This window comes from Micromonospora sp. NPDC007271, assembly GCF_040634005.1.
Lineage (GTDB): Bacteria > Actinomycetota > Actinomycetes > Mycobacteriales > Micromonosporaceae > Micromonospora.
The window spans coordinates 44,898-67,551 of the sequence record NZ_JBEYER010000027.1; the positions used below are offsets into that span (position 1 = coordinate 44,898).

18 protein-coding genes and 2 pseudogenes are annotated in these 22,654 nt (G+C 69.9%); 17 read left to right on the forward strand and 3 right to left on the reverse strand.

Translation table 11 applies throughout. The annotated features are described in order from the left end of the window. Positions 1 to 427 precede the first annotated feature (427 nt). Entirely contained in the window at positions 428 to 3,751 is a 3,324-nt protein-coding gene (locus tag ABZ570_RS12630) for a beta-N-acetylglucosaminidase domain-containing protein (RefSeq protein ID WP_358061244.1), read from the forward strand. A gap of 17 nt (positions 3,752 to 3,768) precedes the next feature. On the opposite strand, the gene ABZ570_RS12635 is transcribed toward ABZ570_RS12630, so the two are convergent. Continuing rightward, positions 3,769 to 4,542, reverse strand: a complete 774-nt coding sequence (locus tag ABZ570_RS12635) for a GntR family transcriptional regulator (RefSeq protein WP_358061247.1) — start codon at positions 4,540 to 4,542, stop codon at positions 3,769 to 3,771. 159 nt (positions 4,543 to 4,701) lie between these two features. Here ABZ570_RS12635 and ABZ570_RS12640 point away from each other — a divergent pair, with 159 nt between their 5' ends. From ABZ570_RS12640 to ABZ570_RS12670, 7 genes are all read left to right on the forward strand, one after another. After that, positions 4,702 to 5,970, forward strand: a complete 1,269-nt coding sequence (locus tag ABZ570_RS12640) for an extracellular solute-binding protein (RefSeq protein WP_358061250.1) — start codon at positions 4,702 to 4,704, stop codon at positions 5,968 to 5,970. A gap of 95 nt (positions 5,971 to 6,065) precedes the next feature. After that, entirely contained in the window at positions 6,066 to 6,899 is an 834-nt protein-coding gene (locus ABZ570_RS12645) for a sugar ABC transporter permease (RefSeq protein ID WP_358061252.1), read from the forward strand. Beyond that, the gene (locus tag ABZ570_RS12650; RefSeq protein ID WP_358061255.1) at positions 6,900 to 7,799 is read left to right on the forward strand and encodes a carbohydrate ABC transporter permease; all 900 of its coding nucleotides are present in this window, start codon (positions 6,900 to 6,902) and stop codon (positions 7,797 to 7,799) included. Next, positions 7,796 to 8,731 carry a BadF/BadG/BcrA/BcrD ATPase family protein gene (locus ABZ570_RS12655; RefSeq protein WP_358061258.1) on the forward strand — a complete coding sequence of 312 codons (936 nt, stop codon included), beginning with the start codon at positions 7,796 to 7,798 and terminating at the stop codon, positions 8,729 to 8,731. The genes ABZ570_RS12650 and ABZ570_RS12655 overlap by 4 nt, the downstream gene beginning before the upstream one ends. Further along, positions 8,728 to 9,972: a hypothetical protein gene (locus ABZ570_RS12660; RefSeq protein WP_358061261.1), complete on the forward strand. Its 1,245-nt coding sequence runs from the start codon at positions 8,728 to 8,730 to the stop codon at positions 9,970 to 9,972. Before ABZ570_RS12655 ends, ABZ570_RS12660 begins: the two co-directional genes overlap by 4 nt. Beyond that, on the forward strand, positions 9,965 to 10,714 hold the full coding sequence (locus ABZ570_RS12665) for an SIS domain-containing protein (RefSeq protein ID WP_358061264.1): 750 nt from the start codon (positions 9,965 to 9,967) through the stop codon (positions 10,712 to 10,714). The genes ABZ570_RS12660 and ABZ570_RS12665 overlap by 8 nt, the downstream gene beginning before the upstream one ends. Before the next feature lie 206 nt (positions 10,715 to 10,920). Then, on the forward strand, positions 10,921 to 11,208 hold the full coding sequence (locus ABZ570_RS12670; protein WP_358061267.1) for a beta-N-acetylglucosaminidase domain-containing protein: 288 nt from the start codon (positions 10,921 to 10,923) through the stop codon (positions 11,206 to 11,208). 179 nt (positions 11,209 to 11,387) lie between these two features. Here ABZ570_RS12670 and ABZ570_RS12675 read toward each other — a convergent pair whose 3' ends face one another. Beyond that, a complete protein-coding gene (locus ABZ570_RS12675) occupies positions 11,388 to 12,461 on the reverse strand; it encodes a LacI family DNA-binding transcriptional regulator (protein ID WP_358061270.1) in 1,074 nt (357 codons plus the stop codon). Between the two features lie 277 nt (positions 12,462 to 12,738). On the opposite strand from ABZ570_RS12675, the gene ABZ570_RS12680 reads away from it, so the two are divergent. The 9 genes and pseudogenes from ABZ570_RS12680 to ABZ570_RS12720 all read left to right on the forward strand — a co-directional run. Further along, a complete protein-coding gene (locus ABZ570_RS12680; protein ID WP_358061273.1) occupies positions 12,739 to 14,064 on the forward strand; it encodes a hypothetical protein in 1,326 nt (441 codons plus the stop codon). A 73-nt stretch (positions 14,065 to 14,137) separates the two neighbouring features. Beyond that, the gene (locus ABZ570_RS12685) at positions 14,138 to 15,049 is read left to right on the forward strand and encodes a sugar ABC transporter permease (protein WP_073836037.1); all 912 of its coding nucleotides are present in this window, start codon (positions 14,138 to 14,140) and stop codon (positions 15,047 to 15,049) included. Continuing rightward, the gene (locus tag ABZ570_RS12690; protein WP_358061276.1) at positions 15,046 to 15,936 is read left to right on the forward strand and encodes a carbohydrate ABC transporter permease; all 891 of its coding nucleotides are present in this window, start codon (positions 15,046 to 15,048) and stop codon (positions 15,934 to 15,936) included. Before ABZ570_RS12685 ends, ABZ570_RS12690 begins: the two co-directional genes overlap by 4 nt. After that, complete coding sequence (locus tag ABZ570_RS12695) at positions 15,933 to 17,405, forward strand: FGGY-family carbohydrate kinase (protein WP_358061279.1); 1,473 nt, start codon at positions 15,933 to 15,935, stop codon at positions 17,403 to 17,405. Before ABZ570_RS12690 ends, ABZ570_RS12695 begins: the two co-directional genes overlap by 4 nt. Further along, positions 17,402 to 18,037: a class II aldolase/adducin family protein gene (locus ABZ570_RS12700; RefSeq protein ID WP_222870800.1), complete on the forward strand. Its 636-nt coding sequence runs from the start codon at positions 17,402 to 17,404 to the stop codon at positions 18,035 to 18,037. Before ABZ570_RS12695 ends, ABZ570_RS12700 begins: the two co-directional genes overlap by 4 nt. 13 nt (positions 18,038 to 18,050) lie before the next feature. Next, complete coding sequence (locus ABZ570_RS12705) at positions 18,051 to 19,061, forward strand: ketose-bisphosphate aldolase (protein ID WP_358061283.1); 1,011 nt, start codon at positions 18,051 to 18,053, stop codon at positions 19,059 to 19,061. Continuing rightward, positions 19,058 to 20,677, forward strand: a complete 1,620-nt coding sequence (locus ABZ570_RS12710) for a fucose isomerase (protein WP_358061286.1) — start codon at positions 19,058 to 19,060, stop codon at positions 20,675 to 20,677. Before ABZ570_RS12705 ends, ABZ570_RS12710 begins: the two co-directional genes overlap by 4 nt. Then, complete coding sequence (locus ABZ570_RS12715) at positions 20,677 to 22,140, forward strand: FGGY-family carbohydrate kinase (protein ID WP_358061288.1); 1,464 nt, start codon at positions 20,677 to 20,679, stop codon at positions 22,138 to 22,140. Before ABZ570_RS12710 ends, ABZ570_RS12715 begins: the two co-directional genes overlap by 1 nt. A 211-nt stretch (positions 22,141 to 22,351) precedes the next feature. After that, positions 22,352 to 22,510, forward strand: a pseudogene (locus ABZ570_RS12720) (IS701 family transposase); the annotation flags it as partial. Positions 22,511 to 22,518: 8 nt separating this feature from the next. On the opposite strand, the pseudogene ABZ570_RS12725 reads toward ABZ570_RS12720, so the two are convergent. After that, positions 22,519 to 22,596 (reverse strand): annotated as a pseudogene (locus tag ABZ570_RS12725) (transposase); the annotation flags it as partial. Positions 22,597 to 22,654 lie beyond the last annotated feature (58 nt).

The window sequence follows — 22,654 nt, forward strand, 5'->3', positions numbered from 1 at the left end:
CATTGCCAATCCCAGGCCCGCGGGGCACGTTCGTCTTCGAGCTGCCCGAGCTGCGCGGAGCGGTCGTCGACATCAACTCCTGGCTGTGGCCCGCGCGCAACGGGATTGCCTCTGTCTCCTGCGGGTGGCTGGACGCTCAGGTCGTGGCAGGCCGCCCGCACCTGCCGTTTTGCTTTTAGGGGGTTGACGTGGTCAGGCGTGACATGGATCCTCATTACCGGTATAGACCGGCCGGTCGCGATCGGTCTTCCGGGAGGCACTCTCGTGCGAGCGTCGGCCCCGACCCCGACGGCTGGCCTCACCCACCGACCTGACCAGACCGCCGGACTTCGTGTCGGTCAGTCCTTGCGGTGGTCCGCTCACCGCGCACCGGCCGGGACACATGCCGACAACCAAGGTCGTCCCACATCGCATGAGTGGAGATTCGATGTTTCTGCCGCGCTCGTTTCGTGGCTGTCGCCGCACCGGAGTATTGGCCGGATCGGTCGCGCTTGCCATTGGCCTGGTGAATCCTCCGCCAGCTCGGGGCGAGGCCCAGGCTCCTGATCGGGTGAGCGTGGCGCGCATCCTTCCGGCGCCGCAGCGCGTAGAGCCGCGTCCGGGATCTGTTGTCCTGCCCGACAACGTCGATGTCGTCGCCGGCGCGGCCGTGGATCCGGCGGCCCGGAATTCGCTTGTGGACGTGCTCGACGCCCGGGGGGTCACCGCCAGGGTCGTCGGAAGCGCGGACATGTCCACACCGCGTCCGTTGATCTTCCTCGGCGGCCCGAACGAGACGTCGGCGACCACCGCCGCCCTGAGCGATCTCGGGGTGGAGGGGCCAGCGGCGTTGCCCGGTGAGGGGTACGTGCTGGCGGCCGGGCACGACCAGACCGGGCGCCCGCGGATCGTCCTCGCGGGCGTCGACGGCGCCGGCACCTTCTACGCCGTTCAGTCATTGCGCCAGCTGCTCGTGTCGAAAGGCTCCCGGGTGGCCGTTGGCGGTGTGGCGGTGCACGACTGGCCGGGTTACCGGATCCGTGGGGGCATGGAGTCGTTCTACGGACCGGTGTGGTCACAGGAGGACCGGCGCTCGCAGATCGAGTTCCTGGCCCGGCACAAGATGAACCAGTTCTTCTACGGACCGGCGGACGACCTGCGTACCGGATCGCACTGGGACTCCCTGTACGACGAGGCGGAACTGGACCGGCTGAAGGAGATCGCCGACCTGGCGACGTCCCGTCATGTCGATTTTGTGTACCGGATCTCGCCGGAGGCGCCCATGGCGCCTGGTCAGGGGATCTGCCATGCACGCGACGATGATCGGGGCAAGCTGCTGGCACGCCTGGCGCAGTTGTGGGAGATCGGGGTCCGCAGTTACGTCATCGCCTGGGACGACGTGTCCGGCAACTTCGCGTGCCAGGAGGACCGGGACGCATACCAGGGCGATCCGTCGCCGCTCGCGGCCGCCCAGGCCGGGGTCACCAACCTGGTCCAACACGAGTTCATCGAGAAGCACCCCGGCGCCAGCCGTTTGGTGGCCGTGCCGACGGAGTACTGGGGCATGACGCCCACGCCGTACAAGAACCGGTTCGACGAGTTGCTGAGCACTGAGGTCGACCTCTACTGGACGGGCCCGGAAGTGGTCTCGCCGAGCATCACCGAGGACGACCTCCGGGCCGCTCAGGATGCCTGGCCGCGGCACCGGATCATGATCTGGGACAACTACCCGGTCAACGACTACAGCCCCAACCGATTGCTGCTGGGCCCACTGGTGAACCGCGACGCCGGCATGGCGGGCGACGTGGTCGGCATCTCGTTCAACGAACTCGTCCAGCATCAGGAGGCCTCGCAGATCCCACTCGGTACGCAGGCCGACTACGCCTGGAACCCCGGGGCCTACGACGCGGAACGCTCATGGACGCGGACGCTTCAGATCCTCGGCGGTGACGCGTACGAGGAGCTGCGGCTCTTCGCGGAGAACAACAAGGCCAGCGCCCTGGACAACACCGCACGGCCGCAGTTCGCCGCGCTCATCAACCGGCTCATCGCCGACTATTCGGCGGGCCGAGCAGTGGGCGCCCAACTCGACCAGCTCGACCGCGAGCTGCGCCGCCTGGAGGAACTTCCCACCACGCTCCGGGCGCAGCTCGACAACCCTCTGCTACTCAAGCAGATCGGGCCCTGGCTGGACCGGGTGGGCACGACCGGCCGGGCGGGTCGGGCGGCCCTGGGCATCCTCCGGGCGCAGGACCGGGGGGACGGCGAAGCCGCCTGGCTGGCCCGGCGGGAGCAGGCGCGTACCCGCGGCATCCTCGACAGGACGTGGCACCAGATCAGCCCTGGCCCGGTCGACGATCTGCTCAGCTTCGCGGCGACCCAGAGCGACGGCTATATCGGTGACCGCTGGTACGGCGACCTCGGGGCTCCCACTGGCCTACCGGCTGCCGCCCAAGGGTCCGCGCTGGGCAACCTGACCGACCGGCGCGACGACACGGTCTACGTCGCGGCCGGCAAGCCGCAGGACGGCGACGCGATCATGGTTCCGATCACCAAGCCGCACCGGCTGTCCGCGGTGACCGTGGTGCAGGACGCGACCGCTCCCGCTGACGGCGTGATCCAGGCGCTGGTCGATGGCGCCTGGGTGGATCTCGGACCGCTCGCTGACGGGTTCACCAAGGTGCCGGCGGCGGACCTTTCGGCCAGCGCGGTACGGGTCCGGTGGGCGTCGGGCAGCGCGGCCCCGCGCATCTACGAGATCGTCCCGCACTACTCCGACGTGTTCGGTGGTAGCGTGTCGGTCGATCCGCCGGGGTCGCTCATCGCGCCTGGCAAGACGAAGCGGTTCCAGGTCGCCTTCGAGGTGTTCGCGGAACGCCAGGTGAGTGGACGGGTGACCGCGACCGGCCCGGGTGGCTGGACCATTGACCCGGCGCGGCAGGTGTTCCGTGCCCAGCCGCGTGGCCGGACGATCGTCGCGAGCGTGCCGGTGGAGGTGACCGTCCCAGCTGGCGCGGAGCCAGGGCGCCACCAGGTCACGGTGTCCTTCGCCGAGGACGGCGCGCCGGCGGTGAACGTGTCGCTGCCGATCCTGGTCGGGGAGCAGAACTACCCGAATCTCGTGACCGGGGCGGACCCGGCCGGCTACTGGCGCCTCGGCGACGCGGCCGGCGCCAGCACCGCCGTGGACAGCTCCGCCAGCGGGCAGAACGGGACCTACCTGGCCGGCGCCCATCCGGGCGCCGAAGGAGCGATCACCGGTGACCGGGCAGCGGACCTCTCCGCCGGCTACATCGAGGCGCGGCGCAGCCCGCGGACCAACCTCCAGGGCGCTTTCACGCTGGAGGCGTGGGTGAAGCTCGACACGCTCGCCCCGGCGCCGGGGCAGGCGATCATCGAGAGTTACACCGGGCCGGCGATCAACGGGTACGCCCTGCGGGTGACCGACGGCGTCCTGCAGGCGTGGTCGCTCGGCGCCGCCGGGAAGGGGTACGGCCTCGTGACCGGCCGTACCCGGCTGACGGCGAACGAGTGGCACCACGTCGCCGCCGTCTTCGACGGGTCACGACTGACCGTGTACCTCGACGGCGTGGTGGACAACAGCGTCGCGACGTCGGTGTCGCCCGGCAGCGGTACGGCGAGCGTCAAGCTCGGTGGCCGCGGGGACGACACGTACCAGCGGCTGCAGGGCGACCTCGACGAGGCGGCGATCTACGGTCGTGCCCTGACCGCAGCCGAACTCGAGGCGCACCACCTCACCGGTCTCGGCTGACTGCCGCCGGGTGCGCGTCAGCCTCCCTGGGACGGGGGGCTGACGTGCATCTGGATGGCGTAGCGGTCGCCGCGGTAGAGCGACCGGCCATACTCCACGACCTTTCCCATGTTGTCGACCGAGATGCGCTCGATCAGGAACGCCGGGGCGCCCTCGGCGACTTCGAGCCGTTTCGCCTCGGTGTCGGTCAGCCGGGCGATGGTGACGGTCTGCCGCGCCGATTCGAGCCGTACCCCGAAGACGCGGCCCAGAACCTCGTACAGCGAGTCGTCGCGTTCCATCACCTTCAGCAGGCTGGGGAACCGCGCTGCGGCGAGGTTCGTCCGCTCCAGCGCCATCGGGATGCCGTCCGCGGTACGGATCCGCTCGATGTAGTGGGTCGGGTCGCCCGGGGCGATGTCGAGGCTGGCGGCGACCAGGCGGGTGGCCGGTCGGGTGCGGGCGCGGTACGACTTGGCCCCCGGTGTCATGCCGCGCATCCGCATGTCCTCGCTGAACGAGCGGAAGATCTCCGAGTGGGTCAGTGTGGGGTGCTGCACGAAGGTTCCGCGCCCGGGCACCCGCCGGACCATTCCCTTCGACTCCAGCGCGTCGATGGAGCCCCGGACGGTCATCCGGGCGACTCCGAACCGTTCGGCGAGGACCCGCTCCGAGGGGAGCAGCGCGCCGTCCCGCGAGTTCAGGACCATGGCGCTGAGGACGTCCCTGATGTGCTCGCCCTTGCCGCCGTTGTGCTCCGCCGGCAAAGACTCGAGCGCCCCGTCGCTCGGCTCGTGTCGCGTCCTTGGCACGGACCCGCTCTCCTTCCTACGCAATTGAAGCCATCGTACGGGCAACTGCCCGGACGGCTGGTGAGGTCGGCGTAACCGTTGACCTCCGGTCTATACCAGTATTAACCTCGGCTGGTCCGCCACGTCCAGCGGGTGGCGGCCACGACGATCGGAGATGCGATGCCCACAAGACGCGGTGTGTTGGGGGCGGTGGCGCTGCTCGCCTTTGCCCTCACGGCGTGCGCGCCAGGCAGCGGGGGCGGCAGCGACGCCGTCAACCTGAAGGTCTGGGGCTGGCGGCAGGAGGATGTCGCGGCGTACAAGAAGATCTTCCAGGTCTACGAGAAGGCCCACCCGGGCGTGACCGTGGAGTACGTCCCCTACAAGAACACCGAGTACGACACGATCCTCAAGACCGGGCTCACCGACTCCAGCGGCCCTGACGTCGCGCAGTTGCGCTCCTACGGACTGCTCCAGCCGCTGGTCGGCTCCGGCAGCCTGGTGCCCCTCGACGACCAGGTTGACAGGCTGAGCGGATTTCCGAAGCCGATCCTCGACGGCGCGAAGGGCGAGAAGGACGGGCACGTCTACGGGGTTCCGTTCGCGATCCAGACGCTGCACGTCATCTACAACAAGAAGATCTTCGCCGACAACGGCATCGCCGCCCCCACCACCTGGGCGGACATGATCGCGGGCTTCGACAAGCTCAGCAAGGCCGGCGTCACCCCGCTGGCGAACACTGTCACCGACAAGTGGATGCTGCCGATCGAGCAGGAGATCTTCGGAGCCACCACGTACGGCGGCCTCGACTACCTCACCAAGCTGCTCAACGGCTCGGCGAAGTTCACCGACGCGCCCTGGGTGAAATCGCTCGAGACCTGGAAGAGCACCCAGAAGTACTGGCCGGCGCAGGCGTCCGGGGTGAGCTACACCGACGCGCAGGCGCTCTTCACCTCCGGCCGGGCCGCCATGTTCCCCGGTGGCGTGTGGGAGCTCGCCGGGTTCAAGAAGGCCAACCCCCAGCTCGACATGGGCATCTTCAACGTGCCGCCGGCGACCGGCGCGGCGGTCGACAAGACACTGGTGCCCGGCTACGTCGACGGGTCGTTCGGCGTGTCGGCGAAGTCCCGTCACCGGGACGCGGCGCTGGACCTCGTGCGGTGGATGGCGACGGAGGAGTTCGGCAAGGCACTGTCCAACGAGCTCCAGCAGATCTCCCCGGTACCGGGCGCCGAGCCGCAGGACGAACTCCTGGCGCAGGCACTCAAGGGGTACCAGGCGAACCCCAGCCCGTACGTCACCTACGCGTACTTCTCCGGCGGCACACCCACCGCCTGGGACCTCGCCTCCGAGGCGTTCTCCGACTACGTCCTGGGCCGAAGCAACGCCGCTGACGCGGCTGCACACATCCAACGAGGGGTCGATCAGTGGTTCCGGCCCAAGAACTGACGGTCCGTCCTGCCCGGCGGTCACGCCGCCGGGCAGGACGGGTCTCGGCAGGGTGGATCACGTCGTTCTGCCTGCCGGCGTTCGCGCTCTACGGGGTGTTCCTCGTGGTACCGCTCGTCACCGCCTTCTACTACGGGCTGTTCCGGTGGGACGGCACCCGACAGGGGGAGTTCGCCGGGATCGGCAACTACCGCGAGATCCTCACTCGCTACCCGCTGAGCGACGAGATTCCCGCCGCGCTCGGACACAACGCGCTCTTCTTCCTCGGCACCATGGCGATCCAGAACACTATCGGGCTCGGCCTGGCGGTGCTCCTGCACCGCAACCCCCGGGGCAAGCGGCTGTTCCAGACGCTCTTCTCGCTGCCGTACCTGATCAGCCCGCTGATCGTCGGGTACATCTGGTCGCTGTTGCTGAGCCCCACCTTCGGCCCGATCAACTTCACGCTCCGAGCGGTCGGCCTGGACGCGTGGGCGCGGCCGTGGCTTGGCGAGCCGGACCTCGCACTGCCGGTACTGATCCTGGTCAACGCCTGGCAGTGGATCGGCGGACCGATGCTCATCTTCGGCGCCGCGCTGGCCGGCATTCCCCAGGAGTTGGAGGAGGCGGCCGCGATGGACGGCGCGTCACCGACCCGGACGTTCTGGAGCATCCGGTTCCCACTCCTGATACCGGCGGTCGGGGTGATCACCGTGCTGACGTTCATCGGATGCTTCAACATCTTCGACCTCGTCTACGCGCTCGGCGGTTCCGACGGCGGGCCCGGCGGCGCCATGGACGTGCTGGGCCTGCTCTACTACCGGACCGCCTTCCGAGGCGGCAGCAACGCGATCGGAGAGTCATCGGCGTTGGCCATGCTGATCTTCGTGCTCATCTTCGGCGTCTCCCTGGCCTTGGAACGGGCGCTGCGCCGGCGGGAGGTCCACTAGATGAGCACCACCCTTCGCACCGCCTCCCGCCCGGCAGGGAAGGTCAGGGCCGAGGCCGCGCGTCCGCGCGGCACCCGTCAGCGTTCGCTGCTGCACGGCGCCGGCAGCCAGCTCCTCCTGTGGGCGTACGCCGCGATCGCCTTCGGCCCGCTGCTGCTGGTGCTGATCGGCTCGCTGCGGCCCAACGCGGAGATCCTCCGGGCACCGGTCGGCCTGCCAGACTCGTTCGACCTGAGCAACTACACCCGCGCGTGGCAGACCGCCTCGATCTCGACGTACTTCATCAACTCCCTGACCGTCACGTGCGCTTCGGTGGCACTGTGCGTCAGCGTGTCGGCGATGGCCGCCTACGCCCTGGCGAGGTGGAAGTTCCGGGGCCGCGCACTGTTGGCGGCGTTCTTCCTGTCCGGGTTGATGATTCCCGCGAAACTCGGCCTGCTGCCGGTGTTCTACATGTTCCAGTCGATGGGTCTGATCGACAGCCGGATCGGGTTGGTGCTGCTCTACGCGGCGAGCGGCATTCCGTTCTCGGTCTTCGTGATCATGGGGTTCATGCGGGGACTGCCAGGGGAACTCGAGGAGGCCGCGCGGATCGACGGGGCGAACGAGGGCCGCCTGTTCGTGTCGGTCGTCCTGCCCCTGATGCGGCCGGCACTCGCCGTGGCCACGGTCTTCCAGTTCGCGCCGACCTGGAACGACTTCTTCTACCCGTTGGTGCTGCTGCGCAGTGGCGACAAGTACACCATCCCGGTCGGGCTGACCCGGTTCTTCGGCGAGTTCGCCGCCGACCGCGGCACCCTGTTCGCCGGGCTCGTGATCGCCCTGGTACCGCTGGCCGTGGTGTTCGCGCTCGCGACCAAGCAGATTGTCGCCGGGCTGACCGCAGGGATGTCGCGATGACAACGACGATCACCATCGACGGCGGCAAGTCGGAACTTCGGCTGCTGCTGCGTACCCCGGCGGGCCGCCAGATCGGCGTCGGCCCGGGCTTCTCCTACCGGCCGGACGAGGACGGCGTCGACCGGATACTGGCCGCCGTTCGTGGCGCCGCGGCGATGATCTCCCTCCCTGCACAGGTGGCCGGCGTGGTCGCCGGCCTGACGGGGGTACCGGGGGAGCGCGCCGAGCGCCGGCGGCTGGCCCTCGCCCTCGAGCGGCAGTTCGGCGGCCCGGCCGTCGTCGTGGAGGACAGCGTCCTCGCGCACGCCGGCGCTCTCGGCGGTCCCGGTGTGCTGCTGTGCGTCGGCACCGGGACGACCGTGCTCGCGGTGGACTCCGGCGGCGACCACGTGCGGCTCGACGGATGGGGTCCGCACCTCGGTGACCGGGGCAGCGCGTACGCCATCGGACTGGCCGGAATGCGCGCCGCGACCGCGTCGCACGACCAGGTCGGGCCGGCCACCGTACTGGCCGACCGCCTCGTCGCGGCGCTCGGCGGCGTCGACCTGGCGTCGCTCCAGGGCTACTACCGGGACCCCGCCATGATCGCCCGTACCGCGGCCTTCGCCCGCGACGTGCTCGACGCGGCCGCGCAGGCCGACCCCGTGGCCGGCCAGATCTGCGCCCAGGCCGCGGCCGATCTCGCCGACGCGGCGCAGGCGGCAGCCGTTCGGCTCGGTCTCAGGGGGGCAGCCCGGCGGGTGTCCTTCAGCGGACGGCTGCTGGCCCTGGGGAACGCTCTCCACCAGTCACTGGCGGCTGAACTCGAGGCCAGGGGGCTGCCCCTGGTCAGCCCCAGAGCGGCCCCGCTCGATGGTGGTCCGGCGCTGCTGAGCGGTGTCGACCCCTACGCACGCCTGGTGGCGAGCCACGGAACCGGTGGCGACGCATGAGGGTCGGACACGGGGTGGCGCGGCTCGAGGTCGTGCCCGGAGAACCCATGGGTGGCTACGCCGACCGCTCCGACGGCGTCCAGAACGTGCTCGACCCGCTGGAGGTCCATGCCGTCACGTTCGCCGACGACGGCCACCGGTTCGCGCTGGTGGTCGCGGATCTGATCTGCGTCAATGTCGACGTCGTCGAGCGGATCCGGAGCGCCATGCGGGACATCGGCGTGCAGTCCTGCTGGGTCGCCGCCACCCACACCCACGCGAGTCCCGAGGCAGGCTGCAGCCCCGGCGGCGACGCCACCCCACGGCACGTCGCCGACCGGCTCGAAGCCGCATCACTCGCGGCCGCGCGGTCCGCCCTGGCGTCCGAGCGCGCCGCCAGACTCGGCAGCGTCCGCACACTGGTTCCCAAGCTGGCGGGCCGTCGTAACGTCACCGACTCGGGCCCGCTGGACATTCCCGTCGACACCATCACGGTCACCGCAGGTACCGACGTGGTGGGGCTGGTCGTGATCTCTCCGGTCCACCCGACCATCCTTCCCGCCGACAACAACCACGTGAGCGCCGACCTGAACGGCGGCATCCGCCGGGCGCTGTCCGCACCAGGCAGGTGGGTGGTCGTCGCCACCGGTGCCGCCGGCGACATCAGTACCCGGCACACCCGCCAGGGGCGGGGGCTTGACGAGGCGGATCGGCTCGGCGCCTGGCTGGCCGACCGGGTCGAACCGGTGCCACCGCACGTCGGCGGGGGCACCCCGACGCCGGTACGGCCGCCGATCTCCCGAACCGTCACACTCGCCCCCAAGCAGCCGGAGGAACTCGACGCCGCCCTGCGGCAGACGCCACCGCCAGCGGGCAAGAACGAACGCATCTGCTGGGTCCTGCAACAGGGGCGGCGGATCGCGGAGGAGCAGGCCGCCCGCCGGCGCACCGAACCGTACGTCATCGACGTGGAGGCGGTGGACCTCGACGGGGTCACGGTCGTGGCCGTTCCCGGCGAGCTGTTCCTGGAGCTGAGCGAAACGATCCGTTCGGCAGCGCCCGACCAGGTGGGGGACATCGTGGTCCTCGGCTATGCGAACGGCTACCTCGGCTACCTGCCCGCCCGCGACACGCAACCCTGTTACGAAACCTATGTCAGTCCGGTCACCTCGGGCAGCGGCGAGATCGTCGTCGAGGCTGCCGTCGAAGCCGCCACCGAAGCCGTCGGCGACCGTGAACATTCCAGGAGGATCAGTGCCTGAACCGGCCTACGCCACCATCGCCCGGAACGCACTCGACCAGGTCCTGGCGGCAGAGCTCGACGCCATCGAGGCCGCGGCCGGGCTGGTCGCCGACGCCATCGCCGCCGGTGGCGTCCTCCAAGCGTTCGGGACCGGCCATTCGCGGATCGTCACCCTCGAACTCGCCGGACGTGCCGGTGGCCTCGCCGCCGTCAGCATGCTGGCGGTCAAGGATCTCGTGATGTTCGGCGGCGCCGACCCGGGGCCGATCCTCGACCCGACGTACGAGCGCGAGTCCGGCCTCGCCGAGCGGATCTACCACCTCGCCGCGCCCTCCAAGCACGATGCCTTCCTGATCGTCTCCAACTCCGGCATCAACGCCGCCGTCATCGAGATGGCGGCGCTGGCCCGCGAGCGCGCGCATCCGATCGTGGCGGTCACCTCACTCGCCCACACCCGCTCGGCCGGCGCGCGTTCGACCCAGGGACCGCATCTCGCTGACTTGGCGGATGTGGTGATCGACAACCACGCGCCGGCAGGAGACGCGGCACTGGAGATCACCCCAGGAGTTCGGACCGGGGCGGTGTCGTCGCTCACCGGAGTCCTCATCGCGCAGCTCCTGACCGAACTGGTCTGCCGCCAGCTGTTGGCCCGCGGCATCGACCCGCCCGTGCACGTATCCGCGAATCTTGCTCAGGGCGACGCGCACAATCGCGGCCTCTATGAGCGGTACCGGGATCAGGTCCGGCCGATCGAACCCTGATCCGCCCCGGACGAAGGCATCCAGGCGACGGGCGGGAATTTGGACCGCCAAGCCCACCATCGGCGTGAGGGCCGAGGCGTCACACGCGCGGTCCTCGCGTCATGAGTGAGAAGGGCGCTGCGGGCAGACCCGGGTCCACGCCGGGCGCCGCCACCCCACGGCCAAATCCGGATCATCAGTGATCACAAACCGCGCCTACTGTCGCGGTGAGGGCTCGGGCCTCCTCGCATCGCGACCAGCTGCGCCAGATCGGAGTCAGGCACTTCGTCATCGCATGGGACGACGTCTTCGCGACACGGCTGTTCTCCTGCTCCACCGACACCGGCACATACGGAACCGGGGTCACGGCGTGGGCCCGGGCGCAGGCCGACGTCACCAACTTCGTCCAGACACAGTTCATCAGCACCCACGCCGACATGGGGGCTCTTCGAAGTCAAGCGGGGTTGTTATCGATGCCGCGACTCTGGCTGCGCTGCTCGGCCCGGAGGTGGTGACCCTCGGCCCGTGGCCGCGCCTGCACGTGGCCGACAGCATCGACGATGCGTTCACCGTGGTTGAGTCCCGGCTGCTGCACCGCAGCCGCATCATGGACGAGCACCGCAGTTCGGGGGGCGACTACCAAGGCGCGGATGGACCAGATGATCCGGGTGAACTTGCGGGATGCCGGCTGAGTTTACGGGTTGAGGTGAGTCGAACGGGTCAGGATCGCGGAGGTGACCGGATCGGTGGTGGCCAGGTCAGGTCGCCGTACGCGGGGCAGTGGTGCCTCGCCGTCCGCCGGCAGGGTGGCGTTCAGCATCACCGTTCGGGCTGGCTGGCCGGGGGAGCGCAGCCGATCGAGCAGCAGCTTGCCGGCGGCCTGGCCCAGCTCGTACGCGGGCTGGTGGATGACTGAGATTGCTGGTGTGAGTAGCCCGGTCCATGGCGCGTCGTCGAAGACCACCAGCTCGACGTCCTGGCCGGGGGTGAGTTGCCGGTCGCGCAGGATGCGTAGGACGCCGACGGCCATCATGCTGTTGGCCACCAGGATGGCCTCGACGTCCGCCGTCTCCAGCAGGGCGTCCGCGGCCTGGCGGCCGCCGTTCTCGTTGAAGGCGGCGTAGCGGATGAGGTTCTCGTCGATCGGCAGTCCGGCGTCCTGTAAGGCTTCTCGGTAGCCGAGCACCCGTTCGCTGGCGGTGAAGACGCGCTGCGGTCCGGTGATACAGGCGATCCGGCGGTGGCCGTGGGCGATCATGCGGTCGACGGCTGCTCGGGCTGCGCGACGTGAGTCGATCAGGACCGTGTCCACTGCCAGGTCTTGCCGTAGCGGCCGGTCCATGGTGATGACCGGTAGACCTCGGGACAGCAGCCGGTCGACCCGGCTGGTCGCCGACGTCGGCGTGATCAGCACGCCGGATACCCGGTACTGCGCGGCGATGCTGAGGTAGCCCTCTTCCTTCTCCGGGTTCTCGTCCGTGTTGCACAGCAGCAACGAGTACCCGGCCGACTGGGCCACGTCCTCCACGCCGCGGGTGACCTGGGTGAGGAACGGGTTCTCGATGTCCGCGATGATCAGCGCCCAGGTGGCCGAGGTCTGCTGGCGCAGGGATCGGGCCAGCGAGTTCGGCACGTAGCCGAGTTCCCGTGCGGCGCGGCGGACGCGCTCGGCGGTGTCCGGTCGCACGGCGGTGTCGGAGGCGAACACGCGCGACACGGTCGCGGTGGACACCTGGGCGAGCCGGGCCACGTCACGGATGGTGGTCAAGGCGGGCCCTTCGCGGTGGCGTTCCGGTGGTGAGGTGAGCACAGGTTACCCGTCGGGCGGGCGGCGGTCGATGAGCCACGGGCGGAATGTAATCGATTACAGATTTCCCTGGCAAGAAGCGGCTCGTCGGGGCGTGGAAGGTTACCGGGCCGTGAAGGGGCTGTTGCAGCTACGTGTAAAAGTCCAGCACAAGAGGGGGTTGTGCCTGTGGCACAGCTCATGTAATCGTCTACATCCACGGGCCGCCTCCGGCCCCGTCCGTGGGAAGGACCTGACAGTGAAGCGGCAAAGAAGACTTGGCGCCGTTGCTGCGGCGACAGCGCTCACCCTCGGGCTCGCCGCATGCGCCGGCGGTGCCAGTGACAACCAGTCCACCAGCGGCGGGTCGGGATCCCTGACCTTCCGGTCGTGGAGTCCGATCGAACAGACCACCCAGCAGATGATCGCGGCGGTCAAGCAGGCGAACCCGGATGCGAAGATCGACGCGACCATCTTCAACTACCCCGAGTACCTGGTCGACCTGCAGACCCGGGCCGCGTCCAACACGATGCCCGACATCGTCGGCCTTCAGCCTGGCGCGCTCACCCAGCAGTACCGGGCCAACCTCATGCCGTTGCAGGACTGCGCCCAGAAGACGTGGGGCGCCGACTGGCAGAAGAAGTTCTATCCGATCGGCATCGAGCAGGCCCGGATGGGCAACCCGGCCGGCGACGAGAACTTCTACACGCTCCCGCTGCTCGTGCAGACCGTGAACCTCTGGGCCAACACCAAGATCTTCGACGAGAAGCACGCCCAGATCCCGCAGACCTGGGACCAGCTCAAGGCGACGGTCAACCAGCTCAAGGGCGGGGAGTACGCGCCGTTCATGCTGCCCGCCAAGGACAGCTGGCTGCGCAATGTCGTCTTCCTGCAGATCGCCAACAACATCGAGCCGGGCCTGGTCTACAAGGCCGAGGACGGCTCCGACTCGTGGACCAACCCCAAGCTCGTCGAAGCGTTCGACTACTGGGGCAAGCTCTTCACCGACGGCATCGCCCAGAAGGGCGCGATCGGCCTGGACGCCTACCCGACCGGCGCGAACCAGTTCGAGGCGGGCAACGCGGCGATGATCCCGCTCGGCGCCTGGTGGATCCAGCAGTCCGACCCGACCAAGACCGGCCTGCCGCCGCTGTCCGAGGGCATGTCCGGCTACCAGCCGTTCCTGTTCCCGGCCATCCCGGGCGGCGCCGCCCAGCCGCAGCTCGTCGGCGGCATCGACGTCTCGCTGGGCATCGCCAAGAACACCAAGAACCCCGACCTGGCGTGCAAGGTGCTCACCGACTGGATCGCCGGCGCGGGCGCCCAGAAGCTGGTCAACACGTTCAACGACCTGCCCGCGGTGACCGGCCTGAACCCGGAGAAGTTCACCAGCGACAAGCAGAAGCAGATCTGGACGACCCTGACCTCGGACTGGATGCCGCAGGTGAAGTACTCCCGCTACCTGAAGACCCCGCAGATGGACACCGCGCTCGGGGACGCACTGTCCGGCATCGCCACGGGTGAGCTGACGCCCCAGGCGGCCGCCGCGAAGGTGCAGGCGGAACAGCAGAAGGTCAACGGCTGAGCGGCCCAGGCCGCCCGAACCAGGCGGATGAGGGTGTGCGGCCCACACCCTCATCCGGCCACGGAGCTGACCAATGAGTGACCACACCGTTCAGAAGCACACCGCTCCCCGGGAGTGGCTTGCCGGAACCCTCTTCCTGCTGCCGGCCATCGTGCTGTTCGGGATCTTCGTGATCTACCCGATCGTCTACAACTTCCAGGCCAGCAGCCTCGACTGGGACGGGGTGAACCCGGGCAGATTCGTCGGTCTCGGCAACTACACCCGGCTCTTCCAGGACCCGATCTTCCTGACCACCCTGAAGAACTCCGGCTGGTGGATCCTGCTCACCATCATCCCGCAGGCCCTCATCGGGTTCTTCCTGGCCATGCTGCTCAACGAGAAGCTGCGTGGCCGGGCGATCTACCGGGCGATCTTCTTCATCCCCGCCGTGCTCTCCCCGGTCGTGGTGGGCATCGTCTGGCAGCGCATCTTCGACCCGTTCAACGGCGTGGTCGCCAAGCTGGGCCGGGCCACCGGGCTCGACTTCCTGGTGCACGGCTACCTCGCCGACCCGAAGACCGCCATCTTCGCCGCGATCGTCGTCAACGTGTGGATGTGGACCGGCTTCTCCATGCTGTTCTACCTCGCCGGCCTGCAGCTCATCGACAGCAGCGTGCTGGCCGCCGCCAAGATCGACGGTGCCGGCACCTGGCGCACGATCCGCAGCATCATCTGGCCGCTGCTCCGGCAGACCCACCTGTCCCTGCTGCTGCTCGGCATCATCGGCTCGCTGAAGACCTTCGAACTCGTCTACGTCCTCACCGAGGGCGGACCCAACCACGCCTCCGAGATGCTCCCCACCTACACCTTCAAGCAGGCCTTCCAGCTGCAGAGCGTCGGGTACGCCTCGACCATCAGCGCGGTCCTGCTGCTGATCGCGGTGATCAGCTCGCTGTCGATGGTGCGGGCGTTCGGATCGGGCTTCCTCACCGGAGACGAGAAATGACCACTGACCGCAAGGCCATCCCGGCGACTGCCGCGCCGGCACGAGCCGACTCCGGACCGGTCCGGCCGCACCGGCGCCGCCTTCCACACTGGTCACACGCTGTTCTCGCCCCGCTGGCCGTGCTCTGGCTGATCCCGCTCGTCATGGTCGTCGGCCTGTCGTTGCTGCCCACCTCGAACCCGGGCACCACCGCCCTCGGGCTGTTCCCACAGGAACCGTCGATGGGTAACTACGTGCAGATCTGGACGAACAATCCGATCCTGCGGAACCTCGTGAACAGCCTGCTGGTCACCGTCCCGTCGGTGCTGCTGGTCATCCTGTTCGGCTCGATGACCGCGTTCGCGCTGGCCCGGCTGCGCGTCCCGCTCAAGGCGGTGATCTTCGGGGCGCTCACCCTGGCGCTGATCCTGCCGATGTCCAGCATCGTCGTGGCCACCTTCAAGATCCTTCAGGCCATGGGCCTGTACAACAACCTGGCCGGCCTGGTGCTCGTCTACACCGCGCTGGGCCTGCCGTTCGCGGTCATCATCATCCGCACGTCGTTCCTCGCCGTGCCGAACGAACTGTACGAGGCGGCCATGCTGGACGGCGCCAGCAAGTTCTCCGTCTACTGGAAGGTCTACCTGCCGCTGAGCCGGCCCGCCCTGGCCGTCGTCGCGATCTGGCAGTCCATGTCGTCCTGGAACGACTTCCTGCTGCCGCTGGTCACGCTCGAGGACAACACGCTCAAGCCACTGACCCTGATCCCGCTGGCCTACCGCGGCACCTTCCTCAGCCAGCCGGGCGCGCTGTTCGCGATCCTGGTACTCATCTCGATCCCGATCGTGGTGGTCTTCCTGCTGGTCCAGCGCCACCTGGTCAACGGCCTGTCCGGGGCGATCAAATGAGCCTGCTCGGCGTCGACCTGGGCACCAGCGGCGTACGGGTGGTGGCCATCTCGGCGGACGGCGCCGAGATCGCCGGCGCCTCCCGCGCGACCACCCTGCACCGGCCGGCGCCCGGGATCGTGGAGACCGACGCCGACGAGGTGCTTGCCGCGGCCACGGCGCTGCTCGCGGACGTGGCCGCCCGGGACGCGGTGGTCGCCGACCCGCCGGAGGCAATCTCGTTCAGCGTGCAGGGCGAGGCAGTCCTGCCGGTCGACGCCGAGGGCACCGCTCTCGCTCCGGCGCCGGTGAGCATGGACCGGCGCGGTGCGGACCTGGCCGACCAGGTCGCCGCGGAACTGGGCGCCGGCGAGGTGCAGCGGATCACCGGCCAGCCGCCGCACCCGATGTTCTCCGTCTACAAGATTCCCGGCTGGACCGGTCCGGACGTGCGCGGCTATCGCTGCCTGGGCGACTACGTCGCCGCCCGGCTCGGCGGGCGGCCGGCGCTGGACACCAGCATGGCGGCCCGTACCGGCGGCTTCGACGTCGACCGCGGCGTCTGGTCGGCCGAGCTGCTCGCCGCCACCGGCGTCCCGGTCGCCCTGCTGCCCGACGTGGTCCCACCGGGCACCATGATCGGCAAGCTCAACGCCGAGGCGGCCAGCGCCACCGGACTGCCGGCCGGCCTGCCGCTCGTGGTCGGATCGCACGACCAGGCGTCGTCGTTCCTCGGCGGCGGTGGCCAGTTCGGCTCGGCGGCCGTCTTCTCCTTCGGGTCCAGCGACTGCCTGACCGTTGGATCGCCCGACCGTCCCGGCGGGCTCGTCGGCACCGGCCTGGCGTCGTACCCGATGGGTGAGGGCCGCTGGCTCACCCTGGCCGGCACCGCCGCGGGTGGTTGGGCGCTGGACTGGTTCGCCACGCTGGCCGGCGTCGCCGGGCCGGCTGAGCGCGACGCCCTCTTCGAGGCGGCGTCGCCCGAGCCGCCGCAGGTGCTGGTGCTGCCGTACTTCGCCGGATCCGGGACGCTCGACAACGACCCGAGGGCCCGTGGCGCCGTCGTCGGGCTCACCCTCGAGACCACCCGGGAGCAGCTCGCCCGCGCCTTCCTCGAGTCGTCCGCGTTCGAGTTGCGCAAGATCGCCGACGCGCTCACCCAGCGGGGCGTCACGATCGGCGCCGTACACGCCGTCGGCGGCGGCGCCCGCAGCCACCGGACGCTGGCCATCCGCGCCTCCGCCGCCGACCTTGCGCTGACCCCGGTGCCCGGGCACGCGGCCGCCCGCGGCGCGGCCCTGCAGGCCGGCGCCGGCATCGGCCGCTATCCGTCGCTCGCCGAGCTGCCCGCACCGGCCTGCCTGCCGGTCGCCCACCCCGACCCCGGCACGGCCCAGTGGTACGCCGCGCAGTCGCGCCGGTTCCGTGACCTCTATCCGACCCTCATCCCGCACGACCGTAGTTTTTCCGATCCGAAGGAGATCCGGTGACCGAGTTCGACCTGCAGCAGACCAAGCAGGACGTGCTGGACTACTGCCTGCTGTCCATGCGCTACGGCCTCAACTTCAACACCCAGGGCAACATCAGCGTCCGGCTGCCCGGCACGGACCGCTTCCTGATCACGCCGACCGACCTGGAGTACGACCGGATGACGGCCGACGACATGGTGGTGGTGGACGCCGACGCCAACGTCATCGAGGGGCCGCACCAGCCGTCCTCCGAGGTGACCGTGCACCTGGCGGTCTACCGCCGGCGGCCGGACGTGAACGCGATCGTGCACACCGAGCCGGTCTTCGCCAACGTCTTCGGGGTGGCCGGCCAGCCGATCACCGGTGCCCTGGTCAACATGGTCATCTACACCAAGGGCGATGTCCCGATCATGCCGTTCGCCCTCAGCAACCGCACCGAGTTCGGCGACGCGATGTGCGACGTGATGGGGGATCTGAACGCCGTGGTCTGGGCGAACCACGGGCTGCTCACGGTGGGCGAGAACCTGCGGGACGCGTTCAAGACCACCGTCGCGGTGGAGAGCGCCGCCAAGGTGCTGCTGCACGCCCGGGCGTTGACCGACAAGCCGATCGTCCTGGACTACCACTCGCTCGGCATCACCACGTCGCTCTGAGGAAGGGCACCCCATGCCACTGGTCACTCTCCGACAGGCGCTGGACGAGGCGCGGCGCGGCGGGTACGCCCTCGGCGCGTTCAACGTCAGCGACGTGCTGCAGGCCGAGGCGGTCCTCGACGCCGCCGCCGAGACGTCGTCGCCGGTCATCCTCGCCTCGCTGGCCGGCGTCACCGCCCACGGCGGCGACGAGCGGTTCTGGTCGGCGCTGCATCACCTGATCGACGGCTACCCGCAGCTGCCCGTGGTGCTGCACCTGGACCACGGCCCGGACCCCGCCACCTGCCTGCGAGCGATGGACAACGGCTTCACCAGCGTCATGATCGACGGCAGCCTCCGCGCCGACGGCACCCCGTCCTCGTTCGCCGAGAACCTCGCGGTGACCACCGAGGTGGTGGCGGAGGCCCACCGGCGCGGGGTTTCCGTCGAGGGCGAGCTGGGCACGATCGGCGGCTCCAAGACCGACGGATCCCGGGCGCCGATCGTGCTCGCCGACCCCGACCAGGCCAGCGAATTCGTGACGGCGACCGGCGTGGACGCCCTCGCCGTGGCGATCGGCACCTCGCACGGCGCCTACAAGTTCGACGCACCCCCGGACGGGTCCGTGCTGCAGATGACGCTGATCGAGAAGATCAGCAGCCTGGTGCCACAGACCCACCTGGTCATGCACGGCTCGTCGTCGCTGCCCGCTCAGCTGCGGGAGCAGAACAACCGGTACGGCGCCGGCCTGCCCGAGTCGTGGGGCGTGCCGGACGCGGAGAAGGTCCGGTCCATCACCATGGGCGTCCGCAAGATCAACCAGGGCATGGACTCGCACCTGGCCTTCACCGGGGCGGCGCGGCAGGCGCTGGGCACGGACCGGCTGAACGTCGATCCGGCGTACTACCTGCGCCCCGGCCGCGAGGCGATGCAGCGGATGGTCGCCGAGCGCATGCGCCTCTTCGGGCAGGCCGGCCACGCCGCCGACTACCAGCCCGTACCCCTGGCCGAGATGGCCCGTCGCTACACCCTGGAGACGTCATGATCGAGCACGCGTACCTCGTCGCCAACGGCGACCAGCGGCTGTCCGCCAACCAGCTCTGCTGGCCCGCCCAACAGCGCTTCGAGGCCCTCCTCACGGAGGCGTTCCGGAAGCGGGGCGTCACCCTGGAGCGGGCGCACCCGGCGGACACGCCGGAGGGGCACGGCTTCATCGCCAGCCAGGCGCAAGGCCTCGCGGTGCTCGGCGCGCTGCCGCCGGACGCCCCGGTGGTCATGGCCGAAGGCGTGTGGATGTTCTCCCAGCAGGTCCTCGGCGGGCTGCTGCGGCACCGCGGCCCGATCCTCACCGTGGCCAACTGGGAAGGGGAGTGGCCCGGCCTGGTCGGCCTGCTCAACCTCAACGCCTCGCTGGCCAAGGCCGGGCGGCCGTTCGAGACCCTGTGGAGCCGCACCTTCACCGACGACTGGTTCAACGCCCGCCTCGACGAATGGCTGACCAAGGGCAGCATCCAGCACGACCTCAGCCACGTCACGCCGTTCGACGCATCCACCGTGGACGGCCGCGCCCGCCGGGCCGCCGACGACGTCCTCGGCCGGCTGCGCCGAGAGGGCGCCATCCTCGGCGTCTTCGACGAGGGCTGCATGGGCATGTACAACGCGATCATCCCCGACGAGCTGCTCTTCCCGCTCAACGTCTTCAAGGAGCGGCTGTCCCAGTCGGCCCTGTACGCCGAGACCATGCGGGCGAGCGAGGACGAGGCGGAGGCCGCCCTGCGGTGGCTGACCGACCGGGGCATGACCTTCCACTTCGGCACCGACGAGGCCACCGAGCTCACCCGCGAGCAGGTCCTACTGCAACTGCGGATGTACGCCGCCGCGGCCCGGATCGCGGACCGGTTCCGGTGCGACATCATCGGCATCCAGTACCAGCTCGGTCTCGCCGACGTCCTCCCCGCCTCCGACCTGGCAGAGGGCCTGCTGAACAACGCCGACCGCCCGCCGGTCACCGGGGACGACGGTGCGGTCATCCGCGACGGCGCCCCGATCACCCACTTCAACGAGGTCGACGAGTGCGCCGGCCTGGACGCCCTGCTCACCACCCGGCTGGCCGGCGCGCTCGGGCAGCCGGTGGAGACCACCCTGCACGACGTGCGGTGGGGCGACCACGACGCCAGCGGCACGGTGGACGACTTCGTCTGGGTCTTCGAGATCTCCGGGGCGGTGCCGCCCGAGCACCACATCGGCGGGTACGCCGGCACCGACTCGATGCGCCAGCCACCGCTCTACTTCCGGCTCGGTGGCGGCACCGTGCGGGGCGTCGCCAAGCCCGGCGAGCTGGTCTGGTCGCGAATCTTCGTCGAGGGCGACGAGCTGCACATGGACCTCGGCCGGGCCACCGTGGTGGAGCTGCCCGCGGCGGAGACCGAACGGCGGTGGGCCGCGACCACCCGGGAGTGGCCGATCATGCACGCCGTGCTGCACGGCGTCACCCGGGACCAGTTCATGGCCCGGCACCGGTCCAACCACATCCAGGTCAGCTACGCCACCGACGCGGCCGGAGCCGACGAACTGCTCGCCGCGAAGGCGCTGACCGCGCACCAGCTGGGCATGCGCATCAACCTCTGCGGCAGCCGCCCCGACAGCGCCCCGCTGCTCTGATGGACGTCTTCCTCGGCGTCGACGTCGGCACCGCGAGCACCAAAGGCGTCGCCGTCACCGCGGACGGCCGGGTCGTGGCCCGCGCGCAGGTCGCTCACGGCCTGAGCAACCCCCGGCCCGGCTGGTACGAGCACGATCCGGAGTCTGTCTGGTGGGACGACCTCCGGCGGGTGATCGCCGAGCTGACCGCGGATCCCGGTGTTCGCCCGGCCGGCCTCGGTGTCAGCGGCATCGGGCCGTGCCTGCTGCCCGCCGACGAGGCCGGCCGGCCGCTGCGGCCCGCCATCCTGTACGGCATCGACACCCGGGCAGAGGAGGAGATCGGCCTGCTGACCGGCCGGTGGGGGGCGGCGGAGATCGTGCGCCGCGGGTCGATCCTCACCTCACAGGCGATCGGGCCGAAGCTGTATTGGCTCGCCCGGCGGGAGCCGGACATCTTCGCCCGAACCCGAATGATGTTCATGGCGAGCTCCTTCCTGGTGCACCGGCTCACCGGCGAGTACCTGCTCGACCACCACTCGGCGAGCCAGGTGAGCCCGCTCTACGACCAGCGGGTCGGCGACTGGGACGCCGCCTGGTGGGACGAGATCGCTCCGCACGTACAGCGTCCTCCGCTGCGCTGGGCGAATGAGGTCGCCGGCCGGGTCACCGCCGAGGCCGCCCGGCAGACCGGCCTGCCCGCCGGTCTGCCCGTGACCGCTGGCACCATCGACGCCTGGGCCGAGGCGGAGAGCGTCGCCGTCCGCTCGCCCGGCGACCTGATGCTGATGTACGGCAGCACCATGTTCCTGGTCGCGATGACCGACCGGCCGCTGACCAGCAGCCGGCTGTGGCCCACCGTCGGCCTACGTCCCGGGGTGAACTGCCTCGCCGCCGGGATGGCCACCGCGGGATCGGTCACCGGCTGGCTGGCCGACCTGACCGGCGCGGACTACACCGCCCTGACCACTGAGGCGGCCGCGGTCGCGCCCGGCAGCGAGGGACTACTGATGTTGCCCTATCTGGCCGGCGAGCGTACGCCGATCTTCGACCCCCGGGCGCGGGGCGTGGTGGCGGGGCTGATCCTCGGTCACGGCCGAGGCCACCTGTACCGGGCGGCATTGGAGGGAGTCGCGTACGGGGTGCGACACAACATCGCGGCAATGCGCGAGGCCGGCGCGGTGCCGGCGCGGGTCGTACCGGTCGGTGGCGGAACCACCGGCGACCTGTGGACGCAGATCGTCAGCGACGTGACCGGCCTGGTGCAGGAGCTTCCCCGGGAGACGACCGGGGCGGCGTACGGCGACGCGATGCTGGCCGCGGTCGCGACCGGAGCGGCATCAGACACCGCAACATGGAACCCGATGATGCGTACGATCGAGCCGGACCCCCGGCACCGTGACCGGTACGACGCCCTCTTCGCCGACTATCTGGCGCTGTACGAGTCCACCGAACCGATCGTGCATCGCCTCTCCGGACCGTGACGACTCGTAGCCCACTGCCTCGAACGCCGCCGTTCGCGCCCGTTCCACAAGCTGCCAGAACTCATCCACGTCCACGGTCATCAGTTGTCAACCGCCGTTGTGACAGCGGCCCCAGTATCATGCAGGTACCGAGACCGCCCAGATAAGTCCCGGGACATGGGTGACCCATCCGGCTAGTGACTAGTGCGTGCCCTCGCCCGTGTAGTCCGCGTTGGGCGTGTTCCTGGCCTACGTGTCACCTGCGGGGCGGGCGCTGATCGACCGCCGGCTTCGCCTACCCGAGGCGACGTGGTGCGAGCGGCCCGAGCGTCTCGCCGCCGTCGGCGTGCCGGACGACGTCGAGTTCGTTACGAAGCCGGCCCTGGCCCAGATTTCGCCGATGGCGTCGGGCAGACCCTTGAGCCCGTCGCACGCCACGATGCACACGTCCTCGACCCCGCGGTTACGCAGTGCCGCGAGCGTGGCCATCCACACCTTGGCGCCCGCGCGCCCCGGGTCGAGGCGACGCTGCAGG